This is a genomic window from Aeromonas sp. 5HA1 (assembly GCF_029237245.1).
In the GTDB taxonomy this organism is placed as follows: Bacteria; Pseudomonadota; Gammaproteobacteria; order Enterobacterales; family Aeromonadaceae; genus Aeromonas; species Aeromonas salmonicida.
Genome location: NZ_JAACFW010000021.1, coordinates 66,345 through 85,341, shown reverse-complemented (window position 1 = coordinate 85,341; position 18,997 = coordinate 66,345). Strand labels below are relative to the sequence as shown.

Here is an 18,997-nt window from a genome sequence, read left to right as displayed (position 1 = left end):
GTTTGTGCTGCCGGCACGAAGGGAACGAAGCTACCCCCGCTGCGTGAAGCCAAGGCCACAGAAATACAGTGTAAAAAAAGCCAATAAAAACAATGCCAGTCAGGCTTAACTGACTGGCATTAGCCCATCGGGCGGTCTTTTCGTTGCTGGCGTTGGCTGGCGCGGGTTATTCGTGTTCAAACATCAGGAACAGATAAACCACGAACAGCACCAGGTGGGTAGCGCCGTGCAGCACATTGGTGCGGCCGCTGCTGAAGGTGACCTTGCATACCATAAGCGTGGTGACGAGCAGCACCATGTCGGCGGCGGAGAGGCCGAGGCGCACCTCCTGGCCCAGCATGGCGCCGATGAACAGCACGGCCGGTACTGTCAGGGCTATGGTGGCCAGCACAGAGCCGAAATAGAGGTTCATGGCCCGTTGCAACTGGTTGTTGAAGGCTGCCTTGATGGCACCGACTGCCTCGGGGGCCAGTACGATACAGGCCACGATAAAGCCACCCAGCGCAGGAGGCGCCGCCATGATCTTCACGCCGAAGTTGATGGGCACGGCCAGGGTCTTGGCCAGCAGGATCACCACCACCAGGTAGGCGAGCAGCAGTATGGTGTGATAGACGTTGCTGCGCAGCGGGCCATGATGCTCCTCGTAATCCTCGTGGTCGCTGTCGACGAAGAAGTGGCTGTGGCTGCGGGTCTGGATCAGCAGGAAGATACCGTAGAGCAGGATGGAGATGATGATCAGCATCCAGGACATGGGGCTCGACATGCTGCCAATGGTGCCACCCCGGGTGAAGTTGGGCAGCACCAGACAGAGCAGGGCCAGCGGTATGATGGCGACCAGATAGGATTTGACCCCATCCAGATTGAAGCTCTGGGTGTGGTAGCGCCAGCCGCCAAACAGCAGGGTGAAGCCCACCAGGCCATTGGTGACCAGCATCACCACTGCAAACATGGTATCGCGGGCCATCACGGGATTGGGGTCGCCTGTGAGCATGACGGAAGAGATCATCACCACTTCCAGCGAGATGACGGAGAGCGTCAGGATAAGGGTACCGAAGGGTTCACCCAGCTTGATGGCGAGGGCATCCGAGTGGCGCACCACAGAGAAGATGGCCCAGGTGACGATGGCAAGCAGCGCCGCCGAGACAGGCAGATAAATCCCGAGCGGAGTCGCCTCTGTCAGCAGCTCGCTCCCTGTGGTCTTGAAGAACAGCAGGGTCAGCAGGCCAACGGGCAGGGCAATCTCTTGCCGGATAAATGACTTCATAGGCAATGGTTCTCATCTCGGGGCGGCATGAGCCGACGGGGTATGGAGGCAATGATGCAAGGTCACGGCAGGTGACGACCCCGACAATGATAAAGGCTGTTGTCCGGATCGGGAAAAATCATTTTGTTACAAACCAAGTAGTGATGGGCTTGTCTGACACCCGTGGTCAGCCGATGGTCGGGATATAGATAGCTAATCTGACCGTATGCTGCGTAGCATGGACTATGCCGATCGCATTCATGCTCTTGTGGATCTGGCGGCATTCCGACCAAGGACTCCCATGTCTGTTGTGCGTCTGCGCTATCACACCATAGAGTTTGGCGAACTCGACATCCACTTGCGCACCCTGCGCGACAACCAGCAATTCTCCGATGACGAGGGGGAGGCGGAGGCGCTCGGCATCTCTTCAGCCTTCTGGCCGCTATTCGGTATCGTTTGGGATTCCGGCAATGTGCTGGCCCATCTGATGGTGGAGTACAAGATAGTTGGCTTGCGGATCCTGGAGGTGGGCTGCGGCATCGCCTTGGCGAGTCTGGTGCTCAACCACAGGCTGGCCGACATCACGGCCACTGATTATCACCCGGAGGCGGGCGCCTTTCTGGCGGAAAATGTGCTGCTCAACAAAGGCAGCCTTATCCCCTTTATTCGCACCGGTTGGGCAGATGCCACCACGGCGCTGGGTCGCTTCGATCTCATCATCGGCAGCGACCTGCTCTATGAGCGTGGTCAGGTCGAGACCCTGGCCGCCTTTATCGAACAACACGCCAAGCCCCATTGCGAGGTGATCCTGGTGGACCCGGGTCGTGGCCTGCATGCCCGCTTCAGCAAGCGGATGGTGACCCTGGGCTATCAGCACAGTCAGCACAAGCCACTGGATGTGAGCTATCTGAGCCAGCCATTTCGTGGCCAGATACTGCAATACCGGCGCTAGTCATCGGCAGTATGGGCTGCCGTCGCGCCAGGCTTCCCTATCCGGTAGTGGTTTCTTTATCGACCCGGTGGGCGGTCAAGGCCGCGGCGGCATAAGCCTGAGGGCGGGATTTGTCGCAAGGGGGAAGGGTTTGATACACGGATGGGATGCAAATGGGAGGCGTTGTTCTGGTGCATTAGCTGTATCAATTTGATCCGCAGGGAGTGCCGTGGCAATGATAAATTATAACTCAATGATAAATATGGATTTTATAAAATACGCTGATGAAGATTCAATCGCTTACCTGTCATAAGTGACAATTGTCCAGCTTATCTGAAATGGCTAGAGTAGCCGTGCGGTTTGACTCACCGTGTGTTCAATACTCCTGTATCTGTTTTTTTGTCAGTAGCACAGAGTGTTAGTTTTGATATGAGTGTTTCTTTCGGTCCCCTTAGTGGGACCATTTTTCTGCCTGAAATTCCCTGATCCTGTCGCCCATCTTCCGTTTCCTGCCCCTGTGGTCATTTTTCACGGCCGACTCGCCGTCAGGCTTGGTGTTCCTGTGTCCATTTGGTTATGCTCGCCCGCTTAATTCCAGAAGCGGGATCTTCGTCCATAGGCGCGCTTCGGCGTTGGCTGATACGATGAAGCCACATGGATGTTGTCGGGCATACGGAAGGCATATGAAACTGACTACTCAGCTTGTCTCGTTTATTACCCTGTGCGTGATCGCCTCCATGGCCATGGTGCTGCTCGGTGGTGTGTTCAGCTTTCGTGAGCTGGGGATGGAGCTGCAGCAAAAGAAGGTCAACTCTCTGGTCGAGGTGATCGACAAGCAGCTGGAGGTGGCCGATGACCATCAGGAACTCACTCGCTGGTTGCCGACCCTGCTGCGTTCGGCTCACGTGGTGGAGCTGGAGATCCGTCAGGGCAAGCAGCGGATTTACTGGTTTCGCGACGTGCAGCAGCAGACCGACGAGAGTCTGTTGATCCCCTACAGTCAGCCCATCTCTCATCAGGCAGGCATGCAAGCCGACTTCAAGCTGGAGCGACCGTTCAAGGAGTTCGAATACTCCATGAAGGCCATGTCCGGCATCTCTCTCGGTATTTTCATCGTCATCTTCGGGCTCTGGTACTCCATTCGCTGGTTGCGGCTGCAACTGCGAGGCGCCGAGCTGCTGGCCGAAAGGGCCCAGCTTATTCTCGACAATAAGCTCACCAAGCTGGCCCACGATCCGGCGGAGGAGTGGCCCGTCTCCGCCAGTCAGGCCCTGGATCATCTGCTGGCCGAGCTGGCGGATGCCCGCAAGGAGCGCAGCCGCTTCGACAACTTCATCCGCAGCAACGCCTTCGTCGACAAGATGACCGGCATAGGCAACCGCCTGTTCTTCGACAACCGACTGGAGAGCGCCATCATGGAGGCGAGCGTGATGAGCGGCGGCGTGCTGCTGATCGAGCTCGCCGGTCTGGAGGACCTGGATCCCGAGCTGAGCGGGCGCCAGAGCCAGGATCTGCTGATGGAGGCGAGCGCCTCCATCGCCGCCTTCGTGCGCAAGCACAGCGGCGCCCTGCAGGCCCGCTATGCCGGTCAGGTGTTCGCCGTGCTGCTGCCCAACATGTCCGAGAGCGAAATGGTGGATGGCGCGGGTCAGCTGCACAAGAGCCTGCAGCGACTGCACTGGCCCGCGGCGGTCAATGTCGAGACCGCCGTCTACCTGGGCGCCGTCTGCTATCAGGCGCAGGATTCCCTGCTCAAGGTGCAGGAAGAGGCCGAGCTGGCGCTCAAGAGCGCGCGGCTGCAGGGTCATACCGGCTGGTTCCTCTACGAGAAGCAGCTGGATGAGGAGCAGAGCAGCAAGGGCACGGTACGCTGGCGCACCCTGATAGGGCGCCGCATCGAGGAGCATGGCATCGATTTTTACGTTCAACCGGTGCAGCAGGAGCGGGATCAGGTGGTGTTGCAGCAGGACTTGCTGATCCGCATTTACGACGAGCAGGGGCGGGCGTTGCAGGCCGGTGTCTTCATGCCGATGGCCGAGAAGGCGGGGCTGCTATTGCCGCTGGATCGGCTGGTGGCGGAGCAGACCCTGCGGCTGCTGCGTCAGCGCTCAGAGCAGAGCTGCCCCATCAGCCTGACCCTCTGCGCCCAGAGCCTGCTGCACCGGGAGTTCCAGCGCTGGCTCTTCTTCGATCTGTTCCAGCTGCCGCGCAGCACCAACGAGCGGCTTATCCTGCAATTGTCAGAAGCCCAGGTGACTCGCCACTATGAGGCACTCAAGCGGCCGCTGCGCGCCCTGCGGATGCTGGGCTGCCAGCTGGCCATCGATCACGCCGGTCAGGATGTGGTGAGTACCCAATACATCAAGGAGTTCGAGATCAACTTCCTCAAGCTCCACCCCAGTCTGGTGCGGGAGATCCACACCCGACAGGTCAACCAGATGGCGGTGCGCAGCCTGGTGGGAGGCTGCGCCAACACCCGTACCCGGGTGATCGCCGTCGGGGTGGAGAGTGGCGACGAGTGGAAGATGTTGCGCCACCTCGGTGTTCATGCCGGTCAGGGACCCTGGTTCGCCGAGCCGGAGCGGCTGGTGATGGAACCGGCCGGCGCCTGATGGTGTGGCCGCAGGGCTGCCCTCAGATCCGGCCCTGCTCCTTCAAACCCGCCAGTCCCTGCATGCCACCCGTGTGGATAAAGACTATCTTGCTGCCACGGGGGATGCGCCCGGCGGCCAGCTCGCGAAACAGGCCCCACATTGCCTTGCCGCTGTAGATGGGTTCCAGCGGCAGGCCTGTCTCGGCGCTGAAATCCTGCACCCACTGCCACAGGGCCGGGCTGAATTTGGCATAGCCACCATCATGGTGATCCAGCGCTATCTGCCAGCCGGGCGTGCTGGCAGCGGCGGGATGGAGGCGACACACCTCGTCAGCGATAAAACCGCCCCCCTTCAGTACCGCGATGGCGAGTATCTGTTCCCGATCCCGTTTGCCGGCGATCAGGCCAGCCAGGGTGCCGCCGCTGGCGCAGGGCAGCACCCAGAGATCCGGCGAGAAGGGCACCTCGTCGACCAGCTCGGCCACCCCGGGAATGGCGAGCGGGCTGCTGCCTCCTTCCGGCACTATCAGGGTATCGGACGCCGCAAACTGGGCCAGCCAGTCGGGGTCCTGACGCCGCCGGTAACTCTGGCGGTCGACAAAAATGAGATCCATGCCCCAGCCTTTTGCTGCGCTCAGGGTGGAGTTGCTGACGGCCTCTGCTTCACCACGTATGATGCCGGTAGTTCTCAGGCCAGATTGACTCCCAGCTGCCGCCAGCGCATGAATGTGGTTGGAATAGGCACCGCCAAACGAGAGCAGGTGCTGCATGCCCTGTTCCCGGGCATGTTGCAGCTGGTACTTGAGTTTGCGCCACTTGTTGCCCGAGATGGTCGGGTGGATCAGGTCATCTCGTTTGCACCAGAGCTGGACGTCGTATTGCCGCAGCAGAGGGTGGGAGATGGCTTCCAGTGGCGAGGGCAGCCGGGCCGGTTGCAGGGTAAACGCCTGCGGGCGGGTCGAACTGGGTAACAATGAGTAATCCGTCATTTATCTGGAGGCTAATGCCCTGTTTATGCTAAGGTTTAATGCGTTTTATGCAGCCAGGTGCGGGTTTCAATGAAACAACTTTTCAGACGTTCAACCCCAAGCCGTCAGGTGGGGCTCCTGCTTGCCAGCGACCGGATCATGCTGGCCTCGCTGGGCAACCCCCCTGTCTTCGCCACCCGCGCCATCAACGGCCCGCAAGAGTGGCCGCTTGCCATGAGCGAGCTGTTCAGCCGCCATGGCCTCGCCAAGTCTAAAGTGCGGGTCGCCCTCGCCGCCACTCTTTATCAGCAAGTCCAGATCGACAAGCCCGCCGTGCCCGAGGCAGAAATGGCGGGCGCTCTGCCCTGGGCCATCAAGGATTATGTCAACGAGCCCGTGTTGCAGCTCGCCATGGATTACGTGGACTTGCCCACTCCGCCTGCTGGCAGGCCGCGGATCAACGTGATCTGCGTGCCCAAGGCGCGGGTGCAGCAACTGGCGGATGCGGTCAACAGCATAGCGAGTCTGGATGCCATCGTCAGCGACGAGTTGGCCATGACGGCGCTTTATGAGGCCGACAACACAGTACGCATGTTGCTGTGGCAACCCAGGGGGCAGGATCTGCAACTGCTGGTATTCCATCAGGGCGGGCTCTGTTTCTCCCGCCAGCTGCGTGGTTTCACCGCCCTCACAGGCGAGCATGAGCCGGACAGCATGCTGCTCGATTCGCTGGCGCTGGAGATCCAGCGCTCCCTCGATTATCTGGCCGGCCAGCTCAAGCTGCCGGAGCTTGGCCAGATGCAGCTCGCCATCGCCTCCTCCTTCATCGGCACCCTTGTGCGCCACATGGAGCAGACCTTCGGTTTTGCCGTCTCCGCCATGGCCAACAAGGCTGTGTTGGCCGGTGTCGAGTACCTGTCGGCCTACGCCGCAGCCATCGGGGAGCCTGCCTGATGAAACGTCAGATAAACCTCTATGGTGCAGAATTTCGCCCCAAACGCCAGTGGGCCAGCCTCAATCAGATGGCGCTGGTGTGGGGGGGCTGCGTGATCCTGTTGCTCTGCATGGCAGCCTTTTACGGCTGGCAGCAGCAAGAGGTCAGCCGTGAACTGGCACAGGTGCGCGCGGCGCTGGAGGTCAAACGTGGGGAGGCCCAGCGGCTGGATGCCGCGCTGACTCGCCATCAGGCCAACACACTGCTGCAACAGCAGCTGGCCAACAAGCAGGAAGAGTTGACTGCCAAGCAGGGGCTGATGCGTCAGCTGGGCAGCCTGGCGTTGCAAAAGTCCCAGGGCTACGCCGGCCTGATGGCCGATCTCTCCCGCATTCGGGACAAACAGCTCTCCTTGCAGCGGATCGAGATCGCCGAGGGGCGCATCAATATCTCCGGCTTCGCCGGTCGCAGCCAGGATGTGCCCGCCTGGGTAAACCGTTTCAAGCAGACACCGTCGCTGGCGGGCAAGCAGTTTGGTGAATTGACCCTGAGCCGTGACAAGGAGGGCCGCCTGGCCTTCCAGCTCAGCGGTATCGAGCGGGAGAAGCCCTGATGAGCCTGAAAGCACAATGGCAGGCGTGGGCAGACAAGATTGCCACCCTCAGCCAGCGCGAGCGGATATTGATACTGTTGACCGGGCTGGTGCTGGTCTGTGCCGGTGGCATTTATGGCTGGCTGGATGATGCCACCCTGCGCCTTGAGCAGGAGCGCGCGGCCTTGACCTCGGCCCAGCGGGATCTGGAGATCATGGATCTCGAGAATCTGGGCAAGCAGGCGCGTCTGGCGCGGGATCCCGATCAGAATGTACGGGAGCAGCTGGCGCGGGTTGAGGGTGAGCTAGGCAAGCTGGATGCCGAACTCAAGGCCCAGACGGTGGATCTGATCCCGGCCCACGAGATGCCGGAGGTACTGGAGGTCTTGCTGTCACGCTCCACCAATCTGCACATGCTGGCGCTGACCTCCCTCGCCCCTGAGCCGCTGATGGCGGGGGATCAGGGCATCAACCTGTTCAAGCACGGTATTCGTCTCAAACTGGAAGGCGGTTATTTCGATGTGTATCAGTACCTGAAAGCGCTGGAGGCGCTGCCTCGTCACTTCTACTGGAAGCAGTTTGACTATCGGGTGGAAGCATACCCCAAGGCGGTGGTGGAGATGGAAATCTACACCCTGAGCACCAGCAAGGAGTTTATTCGTGGTTAGATGGCTGACGCTATTGTGTTGCCTGCTGGGCTCAGTGGCCCAGGCCGAGGTGCTGCAGGATCCCACCGAACCGCTCGAGGGAGTCAACAGCCAGGCGGGGGCGGTAGAGAGCCAGAGCGCCGGTTTGCCCAAGTTGCAGAGCGTGGTGCTGGGCAACGGCCCGGCGCTGGCGGTGCTCAACGGAAAAAGTTACCGGATAGGCCAGCAGGTCGAGGGATATCGACTGGTGGCCATCAGTGCAGATGCCGTTGTGCTGGAGAAGGGGGGCAAGCGCCAGTCGCTGACCCTGTTTGCCAGCAAGGTCCGTATCTGAACGGGCCCTGCCCGGGATGGGCGGGGCAAGGTTTGTCGAGTTTAATTGCAAGTCAGGGTGCACTCATTACATGAAAAAAAATCATCTCTGCCTGATCTCCGTAGCCGTTCTGGCTGCAGGCTGTACCAGCTACCGGCACCCCGAACCCGTGCAGGCCAAGGACGCACTGAAACACGCCATGACCGAGCAGAACAAGGTCGGCGCCCTGGCGACCGTACCCAAGTCGGTACAAAGCGAACTGCTGCAGATGAATCGGCCGCCCCAGGCCATCAGCATGCCGGAACAGCGGCTGCGCATCGCCGCCCACGATGTGGAGGCGGTGGAGTTTTTCGGCTCCCTGTTCAAGGGCTCCCGTTATAGCGTGGCCGTGCATCCAGGGGTGGGCGGGCTGGTTTCCGTCGAGCTCAAGGACGTGACCCTGCCCGAGGTGCTGGCCGTGGTGGGTGACATGTACGGCTTCGACGTGCAGCGCAAGGGTAACGTGTTCCACGTCTATCCGGCGGGCCTGCGCACCGAGACCATACCGGTGAACTATCTGATGATGTCCCGCCGGGGTCTGTCCCGCACCTCTGTCAGTACCGGCGGTGTGACGGCCAACGACAACAACAGCAATAACAGCAGTGTCGACAATGCCAACGGCAACAGCAGTGGCAGCAACAACTCGTCCAACGGCAGTTCCGGCTCGAACAGCAGCAATGGCACCCGTATCGAGACAGACACCAACAGCGACTACTGGACCGATCTGCGCGGCTCGCTGGAGATGCTGATCGGCAGCGGCGATGGCCGCGCCGTCATCACCAGCCCGCAGGCGGGTCTGGTCACCATCCGTGCCTATCCCAAAGAGCTCAAGGCGGTGCGTGAATTCCTCAGCCAGTCCGAGACTCACCTCAAGCGTCAGGTGGTGCTGGAGGCGCGGATCCTGGAGGTCGCCCTCAACGAGGGGTACGAACAGGGGGTGGACTGGAGCGGTCTCTCCGCCAGCTGGGATGGCAACAAGGGCATTACCGGTGGTGGCTCTCTCTCGCTGACCCAGTTGCCCACGACTCCCAATCAGATCTTCACCGCACTGGGTGGCGGGGCCGGTTTCAAGATCTCCGACGGCAACTTCAACGTGGCGGTCAATCTGCTCAAGACCCAGGGGGATGTGAATACTCTCTCCAGCCCCAGGGTGACGGCGACCAACAACCAGAAGGCGGTGATCAAGGTGGGGACGGACGAGTACTTCGTCACCAAGGCCTCGACCACCATCACCAGCAACTCGTCTGGGGTGTCGGATAGAACACCGAACGTTGAGCTGACACCTTTCTTCTCCGGGATTTCGCTGGACGTGACGCCGCAGATCGACGAAGAGGGCAAGGTGCTGCTGCATATCCATCCTTCCGTTATCGATACGGAAGAGCAGAACAAGGTGATCGACATGGGCACCTCCGGTGGCCGGCTGGAACTGCCGCTCGCCAAGAGCTCGATCCGCGAGTCCGATACAGTGGTACAGGCCAACAACGGTGACATCATCGTCATTGGTGGCCTGATGAAGACCGACAAGCAGGAGATCGTCAGCAAGGTGCCCTTGCTGGGGGACATTCCCTGGATTGGCGAAGCCTTCACCAACCGCCGTGAGAGCACCAAGAAGGTGGAACTGGTGATCCTGCTCAAGCCAACCGTGGTGGAGAAAGACACCTGGCAGAACGAGCTGAAACGCAGCGCCGATCTGCTGGACAAGTGGTATCCGCCCAAGGGCTAAGCCATGAAGCAGCGCGCGGTCAGCCTTACTCCATGTGCCCTCCTGCCCTGCGTCACCGCAGGCTTCTTGCTCGGGATGGCAGGTAACAACCCATGTACCTGAACCACTTCGGCTTGCAGGAGGCGCCGTTCGGCCTCACCCCCAACACGGGTTTTTACTATGGCTTGCCGCCCCACGAAGAGGCGTTGCAGGTGCTGAACTGGGCGCTGGCACAGGGGGAGGGCTTCATCAAGGTGACCGGCGAGGTAGGTACCGGCAAGACACTGCTCTGTCGCAAGCTGCTGAGCGAGCTGGGGTCTGAGGCTCACCCCGTGCGTCTGGCCTGGTTGCCCAACCCGCACCTCACGCCGGCCGAGCTGCGCACAGCCCTGGCGCTGGAGCTGGGATTGTCGGTGCGGGAGGGTGCCGAGCTGGATCTCACGGATCGTATTCATCGCCACCTTATCAGCCTGCATCAGCAGGGCAGTCGAGTGGTGGTACTGATCGACGAGGCGCAGGCCCTGCCGGACGAGACCCTGGAGGCGATCCGGCTGTTCGGCAACCTGGAAACGGAGTCGAACAAGCTGCTGCAAATCGTGCTGTTCGGTCAGCCCGAGCTGGATGTCCGGCTGGCAAAGCCTCATTTGCGCCAGTTGCGTCAGCGGATCGGCTTCTCCTACTGCCTGCGTCCCCTGCGCTTTGACGAGACCCGTGCCTATCTGGAGCACAGATTGCAGATCTCCGGCTATCGCGGTGCGCCGCTGTTTGCCGGTCGTGCCATGCGCCTGCTGTGGCGGGCGTCGCGCGGGATCCCCAGGCTTATCAACATACTGGCGCAGAAGTGCCTGATGCTGGCCTATGGCCAGGGGGCGCGCCAGATCGACAGCCGTCTGGTGCGGCTCGCCATTCGTGATACCGACGATGCCAGCCGCTTTGCGCCGTTGCGCTGGTGGCCCCTGTTACTGTTGCTGGGGTGTGCCCTGGCTTATGGAGTCTGGCCATGAGCGTGATCAACCAGATGCTCAAGGATCTGGAGCAGCGCCAGCAGGGCGGCGAGGGGGCCGTCTATGTGCCGCCCGTGCGGCAACAGGGCTGGTGGATGCTGGTGCTGACCCTGATCTGCGGCCTGGCCCTCGGCATTCTGGGCTGGCGGACCTGGATTTACTGGCAGCAGAGTCTGGTCCAGGCCAGCGAGCCAGGGCCTGATGCCGTTGCCCGCGCCGTGCCCGCCACGCCGACCTATGTAGAGCAGGAGCCGGTGGATCTGGTGGTGGCTTTGCCCACCCCTGGCTCCGGGCCCGAGACCCGCTCTCGGCCTGCAGTCGAACCCGGGCTGGCGCAAAAGCAGGATGAGATCGCCTATGAAGAGGCTCCGCCAAGCGATGAAGAGCTGCAACCTGAGCTCTACGCCGAGCTGGAAGCGGAACAAGAGGCGGTCGCCCCGCCGCCGCGCAAGCCGGGGGTGCTGAAGATAGAGACGGTGAACCTCTCCGAGGCCGAACTGGCCACCCTGGCCGAGCGCAAGGCCACTACCGCCATGGCCAGAGGGCAACTGCGCGACGCCCAGGACAACTACTATCAGGTGCTGGTTCACGACCCCCACAATCAGGGCGCCCGCGAACAGCTGGCGGGTCTGCTCTACGGCGAGGGGCGGTTGAGTGAGGCTGGCCAGTTGCTGGAAGAGGGGATACGGCTCGATCCGGCGCAGGCGGATTTCCGTCTGCTGCTGGCACGGCTTGCCATCAGCGGCGGCGATCAGCTCAAGGCTCTTGGCTGGCTGACTGGTTATCAACCTGACTTGGCCAGCAATCTGGATTATTACGCCACCTGGGCCGGGTTGACCCAGGAGCTGGGCCGCAACGCCGAGGCGGCAGAGATCTATGTGAAATTGCTGCGTCAGCAGCCGGATCAGGGGCGCTGGTGGCTCGGGCTAGGTGTGGCCGAAGATGGCCAGGGCCACAGCCTGCGGGCGCTCGATGCCTATCGCAATGCCCAGTTGCATGGCAACCTCGGCGAGGCGTCGACCCGCTGGATTGAACAGCGAATTGCCCAGCTCGCTCCCTGACGGGCGGGACGGTTAACTTTTTTGGAGTTTGCATGGCACAACCCAGACTGAAAATGCGCCTCGGCGACCTGCTGGTACAAGAGCAGATCATCTCGGATGATCAACTGCAGCTCGCCCTGCAGCAGCAGCGTCAGACCGGCCGCAAGCTGGGCACCACACTGATCGATCTCGGCTTCATCAGCGAGGTGCAATTGCTGCAGTTCCTCGCCCGCCAGCTGGACGTGCCCTTCTTCGATCTCAACAACCTCACCATAGACGCCTCTGCGGTGCCGCTTCTGCCCGAGGTTCAGGCGCGCCGTTATCGCGCCCTGGCGGTCAATCTCACCGACAACCGGGTGACTGTGGCCATGTCGGATCCGGCGGATCTGAGTGCCCTCGACGCCATCGCGGCCTTGCTCAGCCCCAGGGAAATGGTGCTGGCGGTGGCGCGGGAAGGTCAGCTGCTGGAGTATTTCGATCGCCTCTATCGCCGTACCCGCGAGATAGAGAGCTTTGCCGAACAGCTGCACGAGGAGTATCAGGACTCCGGCTTCGAGCTGGGTTCCAGCAACCTGGGCGCCGGCGACGAGGGGGAGGCGACGGTGGCCAAGCTGCTGCGTTCCCTGTTCGAGGATGCGGTGCAGGTGGGGGCGTCCGATATCCATATCGAGCCGGATGAGAAGGTGCTGCGCATTCGCCAGCGGATCGACGGCATACTGCACGAGAATATTCTCAACGAGGTGCGTATTGCCCAGGCGCTGGTGCTGCGCCTCAAGCTGGTGGCCGGGCTCGACATCTCCGAGAAGCGGCTGCCCCAGGATGGCCGCTTCAACATGAAGGTGCGCGGCCGGGACGTGGATGTGCGTATGTCCACCATGCCGGTGCAGTACGGTGAATCCGTGGTGATGCGGCTGCTGGATCAATCCTCCGGCATATTGTCCCTGAGCGAAACCGGCATGCCGCCGGAGATCCTGACCCGCTTCCGTCGCCAGCTCAAGCGCCCCCACGGCATGATACTGGTGACAGGCCCGACCGGGAGCGGCAAGACCACTACCCTCTACGGCGCTCTGTCTGAACTCAATCAGGCCAGCAACAAGATCATCACGGTGGAAGATCCGGTGGAATACCGCTTGCCCAGGGTCAATCAGGTGCAGGTCAATCCCAAGATAGGCCTCACCTTCTCCCATGTGCTGCGCTCCACCCTGCGTCAGGACCCGGACATCTTGCTGGTGGGGGAGATGCGGGACAACGAGACGGTGGAGATAGGCCTGCGTGGCGCCATCACGGGCCATCTGGTGCTAACCACACTGCACACCAACGATGCGGTCACCAGCGCCCTGCGTCTCATCGACATGGGCGCGCCTGGCTATCTGGTGGCGAGCGCGCTGCGTGCCGTCATCGCCCAGCGGCTGGTGCGGCGGGTGTGCGAGCACTGCGTCGAGGAGAAGGCGCCTGACGAGGGGCAGGCGACCTGGCTGAGGGTGCTTTCCGGCGAGGCGCCGGGTCAACATGTCTACCACAAGGGGCGTGGCTGCCAGAGCTGCAACTTCACCGGCTACTCTGGCCGGATCGGGGTCTACGAGCTGCTGGAGCTGGATCAACCCATGATGGATGCCCTGCGCCGCAACGATGCGGAAGGCTTTGCCAAGGCGGCGCGTCAGCATGAGCACTACCGGCCGCTGGCCCTGACAGCGCTCGATTATGCCCGCCGGGGGATCACGTCGGTGGACGAGGTGCTGCGGTTGGCAGAGGACCTGGGGTAAGTGATGACCAACTTCATCGGCAATGAGCAACCCGGACGGCAGCGCCCTGCCACTCGGCTTGTGCGGGGCGCGGCATGAATACCTTCGCCTACAAGGGTCGCGACAGTCAGGGCAATGCCGTCAATGGCGTGGTCGATGCTGCCAACGAGATGGCTGCCGCCGAGCAGCTGATGCGCCGTGGCGTTATGCCCACCGAACTCAAACCCGGCAAGGCGAAATCCGCGGCCATCGACTGGTCTTTGCTGCTGGAAGGTGGCGTCAAGCTGGACGAGCTGGTGGTATTCAGCCGCCAGATGTACGCCTTGACCCGGGCAGGTATTCCCATTCTGCGTGCCATCGCAGGCCTGGAAGAGACCGCCCACAGCAAGCCGCTCAAGCGGGCGCTGCATGCGCTGGGAGAGGATCTCGGCAACGGTCGGCCCCTGTCCAGCTCTATGCAGGCGCACCCCAGGGTGTTCAGCAGCCTGTTCGTCGCCATCATTCACGTGGGCGAGAACACGGGTCAGCTGGAAGAGGCCTTCCTGCAACTGGCCAACTATTTCGAGCTGGAGCTGGAGACCCGCAAGCGGATCAAGACCGCCATGCGCTATCCCAGCTTCGTGATGATTGCCATCGGCATCGCCATGGTGATCCTCAACATCATGGTGATCCCCGTCTTCGCCGGCATGTTTGCCAAGTTCGGGGTCGAGCTGCCGCTGGCCACCCGCATTCTGCTCGCTACCTCCCACTTTTTCGTCAACTACTGGTGGCTGCTGCTCGGCATTCTGCTGGCCATGGTGTTTGGCTGGCGGCGCTGGGTCGCCACAGTCAAGGGCAAGCTGACCTGGCACAGATGGCAACTCAAATTGCCCATCGTCGGCACCATCATAGAGCGCTCCCTGCTGGCCCGTTTTGCGCGCAGCTTTTCCATGATGCTCAAGGCAGGTGTGCCGCTCAATACCGCACTGACCCTGGTGGCCGATGCGGTGGACAACGCTTATATGGCGGGTCAGATCCGCGACATGCGGGCCGGTATCGAGCGGGGCGAGAGCCTGCTGCGCACCGCCGGCAGCAGCGGTCTGTTTACTCCCCTGGTGATGCAGATGATAGCGGTGGGGGAAGAGACGGGTCAGGTCGATGATCTGTTGCACGAGGCGGCGGAGTATTACGAGCGAGAGGTGGATTATGACCTCAAGAGCCTGACCGCCCGCATCGAGCCCATCCTGATCGGGATCGTGGCCGTCATGGTACTGGTGCTGGCACTGGGTATCTTTACGCCCATGTGGGACATGATGAGCGCCGTACGCGGCAAGTGATGATCTTTACTCCTCCTGATGGGGGAATGATGAGTGCCGTACGCGGCAAATAAGCAGGTATCTTTACCCTCCCGATAGTGGGACATGATGAGTGCGGTGCGCGGCAAGTGATGATCTTTACTCCTCCTGGTGGGGGAATGATGAGCGCCGTACGCGGAAAATAAGCAGACTCTTTATTTCAACGTAGGGGCCTGATGCTGAGTGGGTGGTCAACAGGGTGCGGGAGAGGTGCGGTTGAACAGACAGTCACAACAGGATGATCGCTGGCTGGGAGGGTATCGACGGATGGCCGTGCTGATCTTGCTGCTGATCATGGTGGCGACCCTGGCCCAGAGCTATCGTAGCCACAGGGCCGAGGCGCTGGCCCTCAGCCTGACCCTGCTGGGGGAGCAGTTTGCCGAGCGGGTACAAAGGTTGCACGGTCTCTGGCTGGATCAGCGCCGTCCCGCCGTCCTGCATGCAGATGGGGTGGCCTGGCAATTCGATGCCAGGGGCTGGCCTCTGGGTGTTGATGCGCTGCTGGCCCCTTCGGAAAATTGCCGCCAGCTCTGGTCGTCGATCATTGGCACACAGAGCCAGGCCCTGCCGCCGTTGCAGGCCATGGCGAGCCGAGATGGCACGGGATGCGAGTTCGGGTGGGAAGATAATTGGCTGATTTATCAATTTTATGATGGCAGAGTGACACTAAAGCCTTGAATGAGGCCGATAGTGTGGTTCAGTTAAATGATTTTTTTATATCTGCATGAAATAATGCGGGTTATTACGGAGGGACCATGGCAACAAATCGAATGGCACCAAGACATCCCGCGTCGATGATGACGAGTCGGGCTGCCGGTTTCTCGTTGATCGAGCTGGTGATCGTCATCGTTATCTTGGGGATACTGGCGGTGACCGCCCTGCCTCGCTTCCTCGATGTGACCGATGAAGCCAAGAAGGCCAGCGTGGAAGGGGTCTCTGGCGGTTTCGCCACTGCGGTTTCGCTGGTACGGGCCCAGTGGGAGGCAGAAGGACGTCCCAAGGAAGACGGTCAGAACACTGTGCTGTATGACGGCTCTCGTTTCTATCTGACGACCCCGACCGAGACGCAGGTCAGCAATGGTGAGCTCTCGCCTGGCTATCCCATGGATACATCGGCAGGGGGTGGCATAGATGTTGATCCGGCCAACCTGACAGCCCAGCGCTGTCTCAAGATTTGGGAGGGATTATTACAGAACCCACCCAAGGCTACCGCCAGCTTCAACGAGGTGAGCGGTAGCGGCAATGACCTGAAATACTATGTCAGTGTGACCAATAACGGCCTGGACTCGGTCTGCCGCTACTATCTGGTCAATAGTTTGAGTAAGGGTAGTGATGGCAAGTATCAGGATCCGCAAGGTAGTACTGATGCATTCATGAGTTTCAGTTACCGTCCGGCTTCCGGTCAGGTGACCACCAATATCAATTGACAGAGGATAGTAAAATGAAAAAACAGGCGGGTTTTACCCTGATCGAACTGGTCATAGTGATCATCATTCTGGGCATTCTGGCAGTGACCGCTGCGCCCAAGTTCCTGAATTTGCAGGATGATGCACGTAAGGCTGCTGCGGATGGCGTGAAAGCATCACTGCAAAGTGCTGCTCAGATGATATATAGCAAGGCTGCCATAGTTGGAATTGAGAGTACTTCTGGAGCAGTCTCTGTAGCGGGAGCGACCATCAACACCCTGTTTGGTTATCCGGTGACTGCTGATGCGGCTAAGACTGTTGCGTTGGATGGTTGGGCGGAAGTATCTGGCTCTGCGGGGACGTTCAAACCGAGTAATGAGCCAAACAGCAAGTGTGCTGTGACCTATGCCAATTCTATTACTACAGCGGGTGGTGTTCCCTCCATTGCCGTCAGCGCTGACTGTGGTAAGTAATGGCTAAAAAGGCGAGGCTTCGGCCTCGCTTTCTCTTTCCCCTTGTGAGAATCCCAATGCCTGCAGCCAAGGGCTTTACCCTGATTGAATTGGTCATTGTGATCCTGCTGCTCGGGATTCTGGCCGCCTTTGCCGTGCCCAAGTGGCTGGGCAAAGGCGGCGTTGAAACTCAAACCGTACGCGACGAATTGCTGGCCCGGCTGCGGCTGGTGCAGACCGTCAATATGCACGAACCGGCCAATCGTTGTACCTCACTGCGGGTTGACGCGGGCCAGTTTGGCCACAGCACGCTCTCCCCTTGTGGCGATCCTGCGGCCATATCGAGCTGGAACGCTAATCAGCTCACCCGTGGTCGTCCGGTGACTCTGTCTGCCGGGATCACCCTCTCCTCGAACAAGGGCACGCCTCCTTTTGTGATCCGCTTTGATCAGATGGGCCGCCCGCTCGGTAGCTGCGCCGGTGGCTGCGAGCTGCAAGTCACCAATGGCCGCGAGAGTGGCCGTATCAAAATTGAGTCAGAGGGATTTATCCATGAGATCCCCTGATGGCGGTTTTACCCTGATTGAGCTGATTGTCGGCATAGTGCTGTTGGCGGTGGCGCTAACCGGCATTCTGGGGCTCTTGATCAATCAGGCGCCCCAGGCGGTGGATCCGGTGCAGCAGGTGCGTGCCGCCCAGCTGGCCCAGCGTCTGGCCGGCGAAATGCTGCAAAAATCGTTCGATGAGCAGTCTGATCATAACGGTGGCCGCTATCGCTGTGGTGAGACGGTCACGGGCGTCACGATTCCTGCCTGTTCGAGTAGCTATGGCCCCGATGGCGAGCCAGCGCCTTATGCCTACAACGATGTGGATGACTTCGATACCGCGGGCAACTGGGTGGATGCCAATCGGTTTACCCAGACTGCGGCGGGGATCAGCGGCGAGGAGTATCGCAACTACCAGGTGAAAATTGCGGTGAGCGGGGTCGTTTTTAATGCTGATGGTAGCTTCGATAGTTGTAGCGATCACTGTTCGATGGGCAAACGCATCGATCTGCAGATCAAGTTGCCTGACGAGAGTCGGCTCGACTTCTCCTTCTATCGGGGGAACTACTGATGGGTCGGCTTTGCGATCGTATCCGAGTGTCCGATCTTGCTTCCGATGTCCGATTACGCCGGCCGGCGAATCGAACCTGCGCCAGACGTGGGCGTGCCCGCGGTTTTACCCTGGTCGAGCTGGTGATGGTGATCCTGCTGCTGGGCATAATGGCGACCTTTACCAGCCAGTTTATCGGCATTGGCAGCCAGATCTATGGGGATGCCAGCAGTCGCGAGCAGCTGATGAGCGATGCCCGCTTCGCCATGGAGCGACTCAACCGCGAAGTTCGCGATGCAGTGCCCGGCTCGGAGCGGATCGAAACGACAGATGGGGTCTGGGTCGATTCGGGCGCCTGCCTGCGGTTCTGGCCCATCAGCACCTCCAGCCGCTATCTGGTGCTAAACCGCGCCATATCGGGGAGCACGGCCACCCTTGAGCTGGTGATGGCGACCCCGGCCTCTGCTGCCAATCCACTGGATGTGGATGCCACCGCCGTCAAAAAAGATGATCAGCTGATCGTATTCCCTGTGCCGGACAAAAATGCCGGTTCGCTGACCGCTGGCTGCGATTATGGCCGCTGCGTAGCCAAGGTCACTGATGTGCTGACTCCCGTCTCCGGGGCGCAAACCATTCGCTATACCAGCGCCGAGAGCCTGGCGGGCCTCTCGCCCGGCAGCCGAGTCTACTTTGCCAACCAGCAGGTACGTTACTGTGTGGAAGGGAGCACGCTCACCCGTACCACAGCTCCCATTGGTGCATCTTTGCCTGCGCAGGGCGTGTTGATGGCAGATTCCCTTCGTATTGGCGCTTTCTATCGGGAAACCTCTGCGTTTAACGCTGAAGGGGAGTTTGGCATGCGCTTTGTGTTCGAGCGCAAAGGGGAGTCAGTCACCTTCAACCACAAGATAGAGGTGCTCAATGTGCCCTGATACACACGCGCTTGGACGCATGCGTGGCAG

Annotated in this window: 19 protein-coding genes; 17 read left to right on the top strand and 2 right to left on the bottom strand. The window is 60.6% G+C overall.

The window, feature by feature from the left end; all coding sequences use genetic code 11:
- Positions 1–166: 166 nt before the first annotated feature.
- Entirely contained in the window at positions 167–1,264 is a 1,098-nt protein-coding gene (locus GWQ27_RS17600) for a calcium:proton antiporter (RefSeq protein ID WP_159165178.1), read from the bottom strand.
- 280 nt (positions 1,265–1,544) lie between these two features.
- Between GWQ27_RS17600 and GWQ27_RS17595 the strand changes: the two genes are divergently transcribed.
- Positions 1,545–2,195, top strand: coding sequence for a histidine kinase (locus GWQ27_RS17595; protein ID WP_275907905.1), 651 nt, complete (start codon positions 1,545–1,547; stop codon positions 2,193–2,195).
- Positions 2,196–2,857: 662 nt separating this feature from the next.
- The gene (locus GWQ27_RS17590; RefSeq protein WP_096117708.1) at positions 2,858–4,786 is read left to right on the top strand and encodes an EAL domain-containing protein; all 1,929 of its coding nucleotides are present in this window, start codon (positions 2,858–2,860) and stop codon (positions 4,784–4,786) included.
- A 22-nt stretch (positions 4,787–4,808) separates the two neighbouring features.
- On the opposite strand, the gene GWQ27_RS17585 is transcribed toward GWQ27_RS17590, so the two are convergent.
- Positions 4,809–5,756 carry a pyridoxal-phosphate dependent enzyme gene (locus tag GWQ27_RS17585; protein ID WP_275907904.1) on the bottom strand — a complete coding sequence of 316 codons (948 nt, stop codon included), beginning with the start codon at positions 5,754–5,756 and terminating at the stop codon, positions 4,809–4,811.
- A 69-nt stretch (positions 5,757–5,825) separates the two neighbouring features.
- Here GWQ27_RS17585 and GWQ27_RS17580 point away from each other — a divergent pair, with 69 nt between their 5' ends.
- From GWQ27_RS17580 to GWQ27_RS17510, 15 genes are all read left to right on the top strand, one after another.
- Entirely contained in the window at positions 5,826–6,689 is an 864-nt protein-coding gene (locus GWQ27_RS17580; protein WP_005316385.1) for a hypothetical protein, read from the top strand.
- On the top strand, positions 6,689–7,282 hold the full coding sequence (locus GWQ27_RS17575) for a PilN domain-containing protein (RefSeq protein ID WP_275907903.1): 594 nt from the start codon (positions 6,689–6,691) through the stop codon (positions 7,280–7,282). Before GWQ27_RS17580 ends, GWQ27_RS17575 begins: the two co-directional genes overlap by 1 nt.
- The gene (locus tag GWQ27_RS17570; protein WP_275907902.1) at positions 7,282–7,929 is read left to right on the top strand and encodes an MSHA biogenesis protein MshJ; all 648 of its coding nucleotides are present in this window, start codon (positions 7,282–7,284) and stop codon (positions 7,927–7,929) included. Before GWQ27_RS17575 ends, GWQ27_RS17570 begins: the two co-directional genes overlap by 1 nt.
- The gene (locus tag GWQ27_RS17565; protein WP_125608582.1) at positions 7,922–8,242 is read left to right on the top strand and encodes an MSHA biogenesis protein MshK; all 321 of its coding nucleotides are present in this window, start codon (positions 7,922–7,924) and stop codon (positions 8,240–8,242) included. Before GWQ27_RS17570 ends, GWQ27_RS17565 begins: the two co-directional genes overlap by 8 nt.
- A gap of 70 nt (positions 8,243–8,312) precedes the next feature.
- Positions 8,313–9,983, top strand: coding sequence for a pilus (MSHA type) biogenesis protein MshL (mshL, locus tag GWQ27_RS17560; protein WP_275907901.1), 1,671 nt, complete (start codon positions 8,313–8,315; stop codon positions 9,981–9,983).
- Between the two features lie 92 nt (positions 9,984–10,075).
- On the top strand, positions 10,076–10,966 hold the full coding sequence (locus GWQ27_RS17555) for an AAA family ATPase (protein ID WP_169047238.1): 891 nt from the start codon (positions 10,076–10,078) through the stop codon (positions 10,964–10,966).
- Positions 10,963–12,027: a tetratricopeptide repeat protein gene (locus GWQ27_RS17550; protein WP_275907900.1), complete on the top strand. Its 1,065-nt coding sequence runs from the start codon at positions 10,963–10,965 to the stop codon at positions 12,025–12,027. The genes GWQ27_RS17555 and GWQ27_RS17550 overlap by 4 nt, the downstream gene beginning before the upstream one ends.
- 32 nt (positions 12,028–12,059) lie before the next feature.
- On the top strand, positions 12,060–13,769 hold the full coding sequence (gene mshE, locus GWQ27_RS17545) for an MSHA fimbrial ATPase MshE (protein ID WP_275907899.1): 1,710 nt from the start codon (positions 12,060–12,062) through the stop codon (positions 13,767–13,769).
- Between the two features lie 74 nt (positions 13,770–13,843).
- The gene (gene mshG, locus GWQ27_RS17540; RefSeq protein WP_059168885.1) at positions 13,844–15,064 is read left to right on the top strand and encodes an MSHA fimbrial biogenesis protein MshG; all 1,221 of its coding nucleotides are present in this window, start codon (positions 13,844–13,846) and stop codon (positions 15,062–15,064) included.
- Between the two features lie 234 nt (positions 15,065–15,298).
- Entirely contained in the window at positions 15,299–15,760 is a 462-nt protein-coding gene (locus tag GWQ27_RS17535) for a hypothetical protein (protein ID WP_058394768.1), read from the top strand.
- Between the two features lie 77 nt (positions 15,761–15,837).
- Complete coding sequence (locus tag GWQ27_RS17530; RefSeq protein ID WP_058394769.1) at positions 15,838–16,509, top strand: type II secretion system protein; 672 nt, start codon at positions 15,838–15,840, stop codon at positions 16,507–16,509.
- 14 nt (positions 16,510–16,523) lie between these two features.
- On the top strand, positions 16,524–16,961 hold the full coding sequence (locus GWQ27_RS17525) for a prepilin-type N-terminal cleavage/methylation domain-containing protein (RefSeq protein WP_169047241.1): 438 nt from the start codon (positions 16,524–16,526) through the stop codon (positions 16,959–16,961).
- A gap of 56 nt (positions 16,962–17,017) precedes the next feature.
- A complete protein-coding gene (locus GWQ27_RS17520) occupies positions 17,018–17,506 on the top strand; it encodes a prepilin-type N-terminal cleavage/methylation domain-containing protein (protein ID WP_275907898.1) in 489 nt (162 codons plus the stop codon).
- Positions 17,493–18,056, top strand: a complete 564-nt coding sequence (locus GWQ27_RS17515) for a prepilin-type N-terminal cleavage/methylation domain-containing protein (RefSeq protein ID WP_275907897.1) — start codon at positions 17,493–17,495, stop codon at positions 18,054–18,056. The genes GWQ27_RS17520 and GWQ27_RS17515 overlap by 14 nt, the downstream gene beginning before the upstream one ends.
- Entirely contained in the window at positions 18,056–18,967 is a 912-nt protein-coding gene (locus GWQ27_RS17510; protein WP_275907896.1) for a type II secretion system protein, read from the top strand. The genes GWQ27_RS17515 and GWQ27_RS17510 overlap by 1 nt, the downstream gene beginning before the upstream one ends.
- Positions 18,968–18,997 lie beyond the last annotated feature (30 nt).

Excerpts from the sequence above, each read along its gene's own strand:
- GWQ27_RS17585 (WP_275907904.1), bottom strand. The coding sequence starts at position 5,756 with ATGACGGATTACTCATTGTTACCCAGTTCGACCCGCCCGCAGGCGTTT.
- mshG (WP_059168885.1), top strand. The coding sequence starts at position 13,844 with ATGAATACCTTCGCCTACAAGGGTCGCGACAGTCAGGGCAATGCCGTC.
- GWQ27_RS17590 (WP_096117708.1), top strand. The coding sequence starts at position 2,858 with ATGAAACTGACTACTCAGCTTGTCTCGTTTATTACCCTGTGCGTGATC.
- GWQ27_RS17575 (WP_275907903.1), top strand. The coding sequence starts at position 6,689 with ATGAAACGTCAGATAAACCTCTATGGTGCAGAATTTCGCCCCAAACGC.
- GWQ27_RS17580 (WP_005316385.1), top strand. The coding sequence starts at position 5,826 with ATGAAACAACTTTTCAGACGTTCAACCCCAAGCCGTCAGGTGGGGCTC.
- GWQ27_RS17595 (WP_275907905.1), top strand. The coding sequence starts at position 1,545 with ATGTCTGTTGTGCGTCTGCGCTATCACACCATAGAGTTTGGCGAACTC.
- mshL (WP_275907901.1), top strand. The coding sequence starts at position 8,313 with ATGAAAAAAAATCATCTCTGCCTGATCTCCGTAGCCGTTCTGGCTGCA.
- GWQ27_RS17600 (WP_159165178.1), bottom strand. The coding sequence starts at position 1,264 with ATGAAGTCATTTATCCGGCAAGAGATTGCCCTGCCCGTTGGCCTGCTG.
- GWQ27_RS17555 (WP_169047238.1), top strand. The coding sequence starts at position 10,076 with ATGTACCTGAACCACTTCGGCTTGCAGGAGGCGCCGTTCGGCCTCACC.
- GWQ27_RS17530 (WP_058394769.1), top strand. The coding sequence starts at position 15,838 with ATGGCAACAAATCGAATGGCACCAAGACATCCCGCGTCGATGATGACG.
- GWQ27_RS17570 (WP_275907902.1), top strand. The coding sequence starts at position 7,282 with ATGAGCCTGAAAGCACAATGGCAGGCGTGGGCAGACAAGATTGCCACC.
- GWQ27_RS17520 (WP_275907898.1), top strand. The coding sequence starts at position 17,018 with ATGCCTGCAGCCAAGGGCTTTACCCTGATTGAATTGGTCATTGTGATC.
- GWQ27_RS17525 (WP_169047241.1), top strand. The coding sequence starts at position 16,524 with ATGAAAAAACAGGCGGGTTTTACCCTGATCGAACTGGTCATAGTGATC.
- GWQ27_RS17550 (WP_275907900.1), top strand. The coding sequence starts at position 10,963 with ATGAGCGTGATCAACCAGATGCTCAAGGATCTGGAGCAGCGCCAGCAG.
- GWQ27_RS17510 (WP_275907896.1), top strand. The coding sequence starts at position 18,056 with ATGGGTCGGCTTTGCGATCGTATCCGAGTGTCCGATCTTGCTTCCGAT.
- GWQ27_RS17515 (WP_275907897.1), top strand. The coding sequence starts at position 17,493 with ATGAGATCCCCTGATGGCGGTTTTACCCTGATTGAGCTGATTGTCGGC.
- mshE (WP_275907899.1), top strand. The coding sequence starts at position 12,060 with ATGGCACAACCCAGACTGAAAATGCGCCTCGGCGACCTGCTGGTACAA.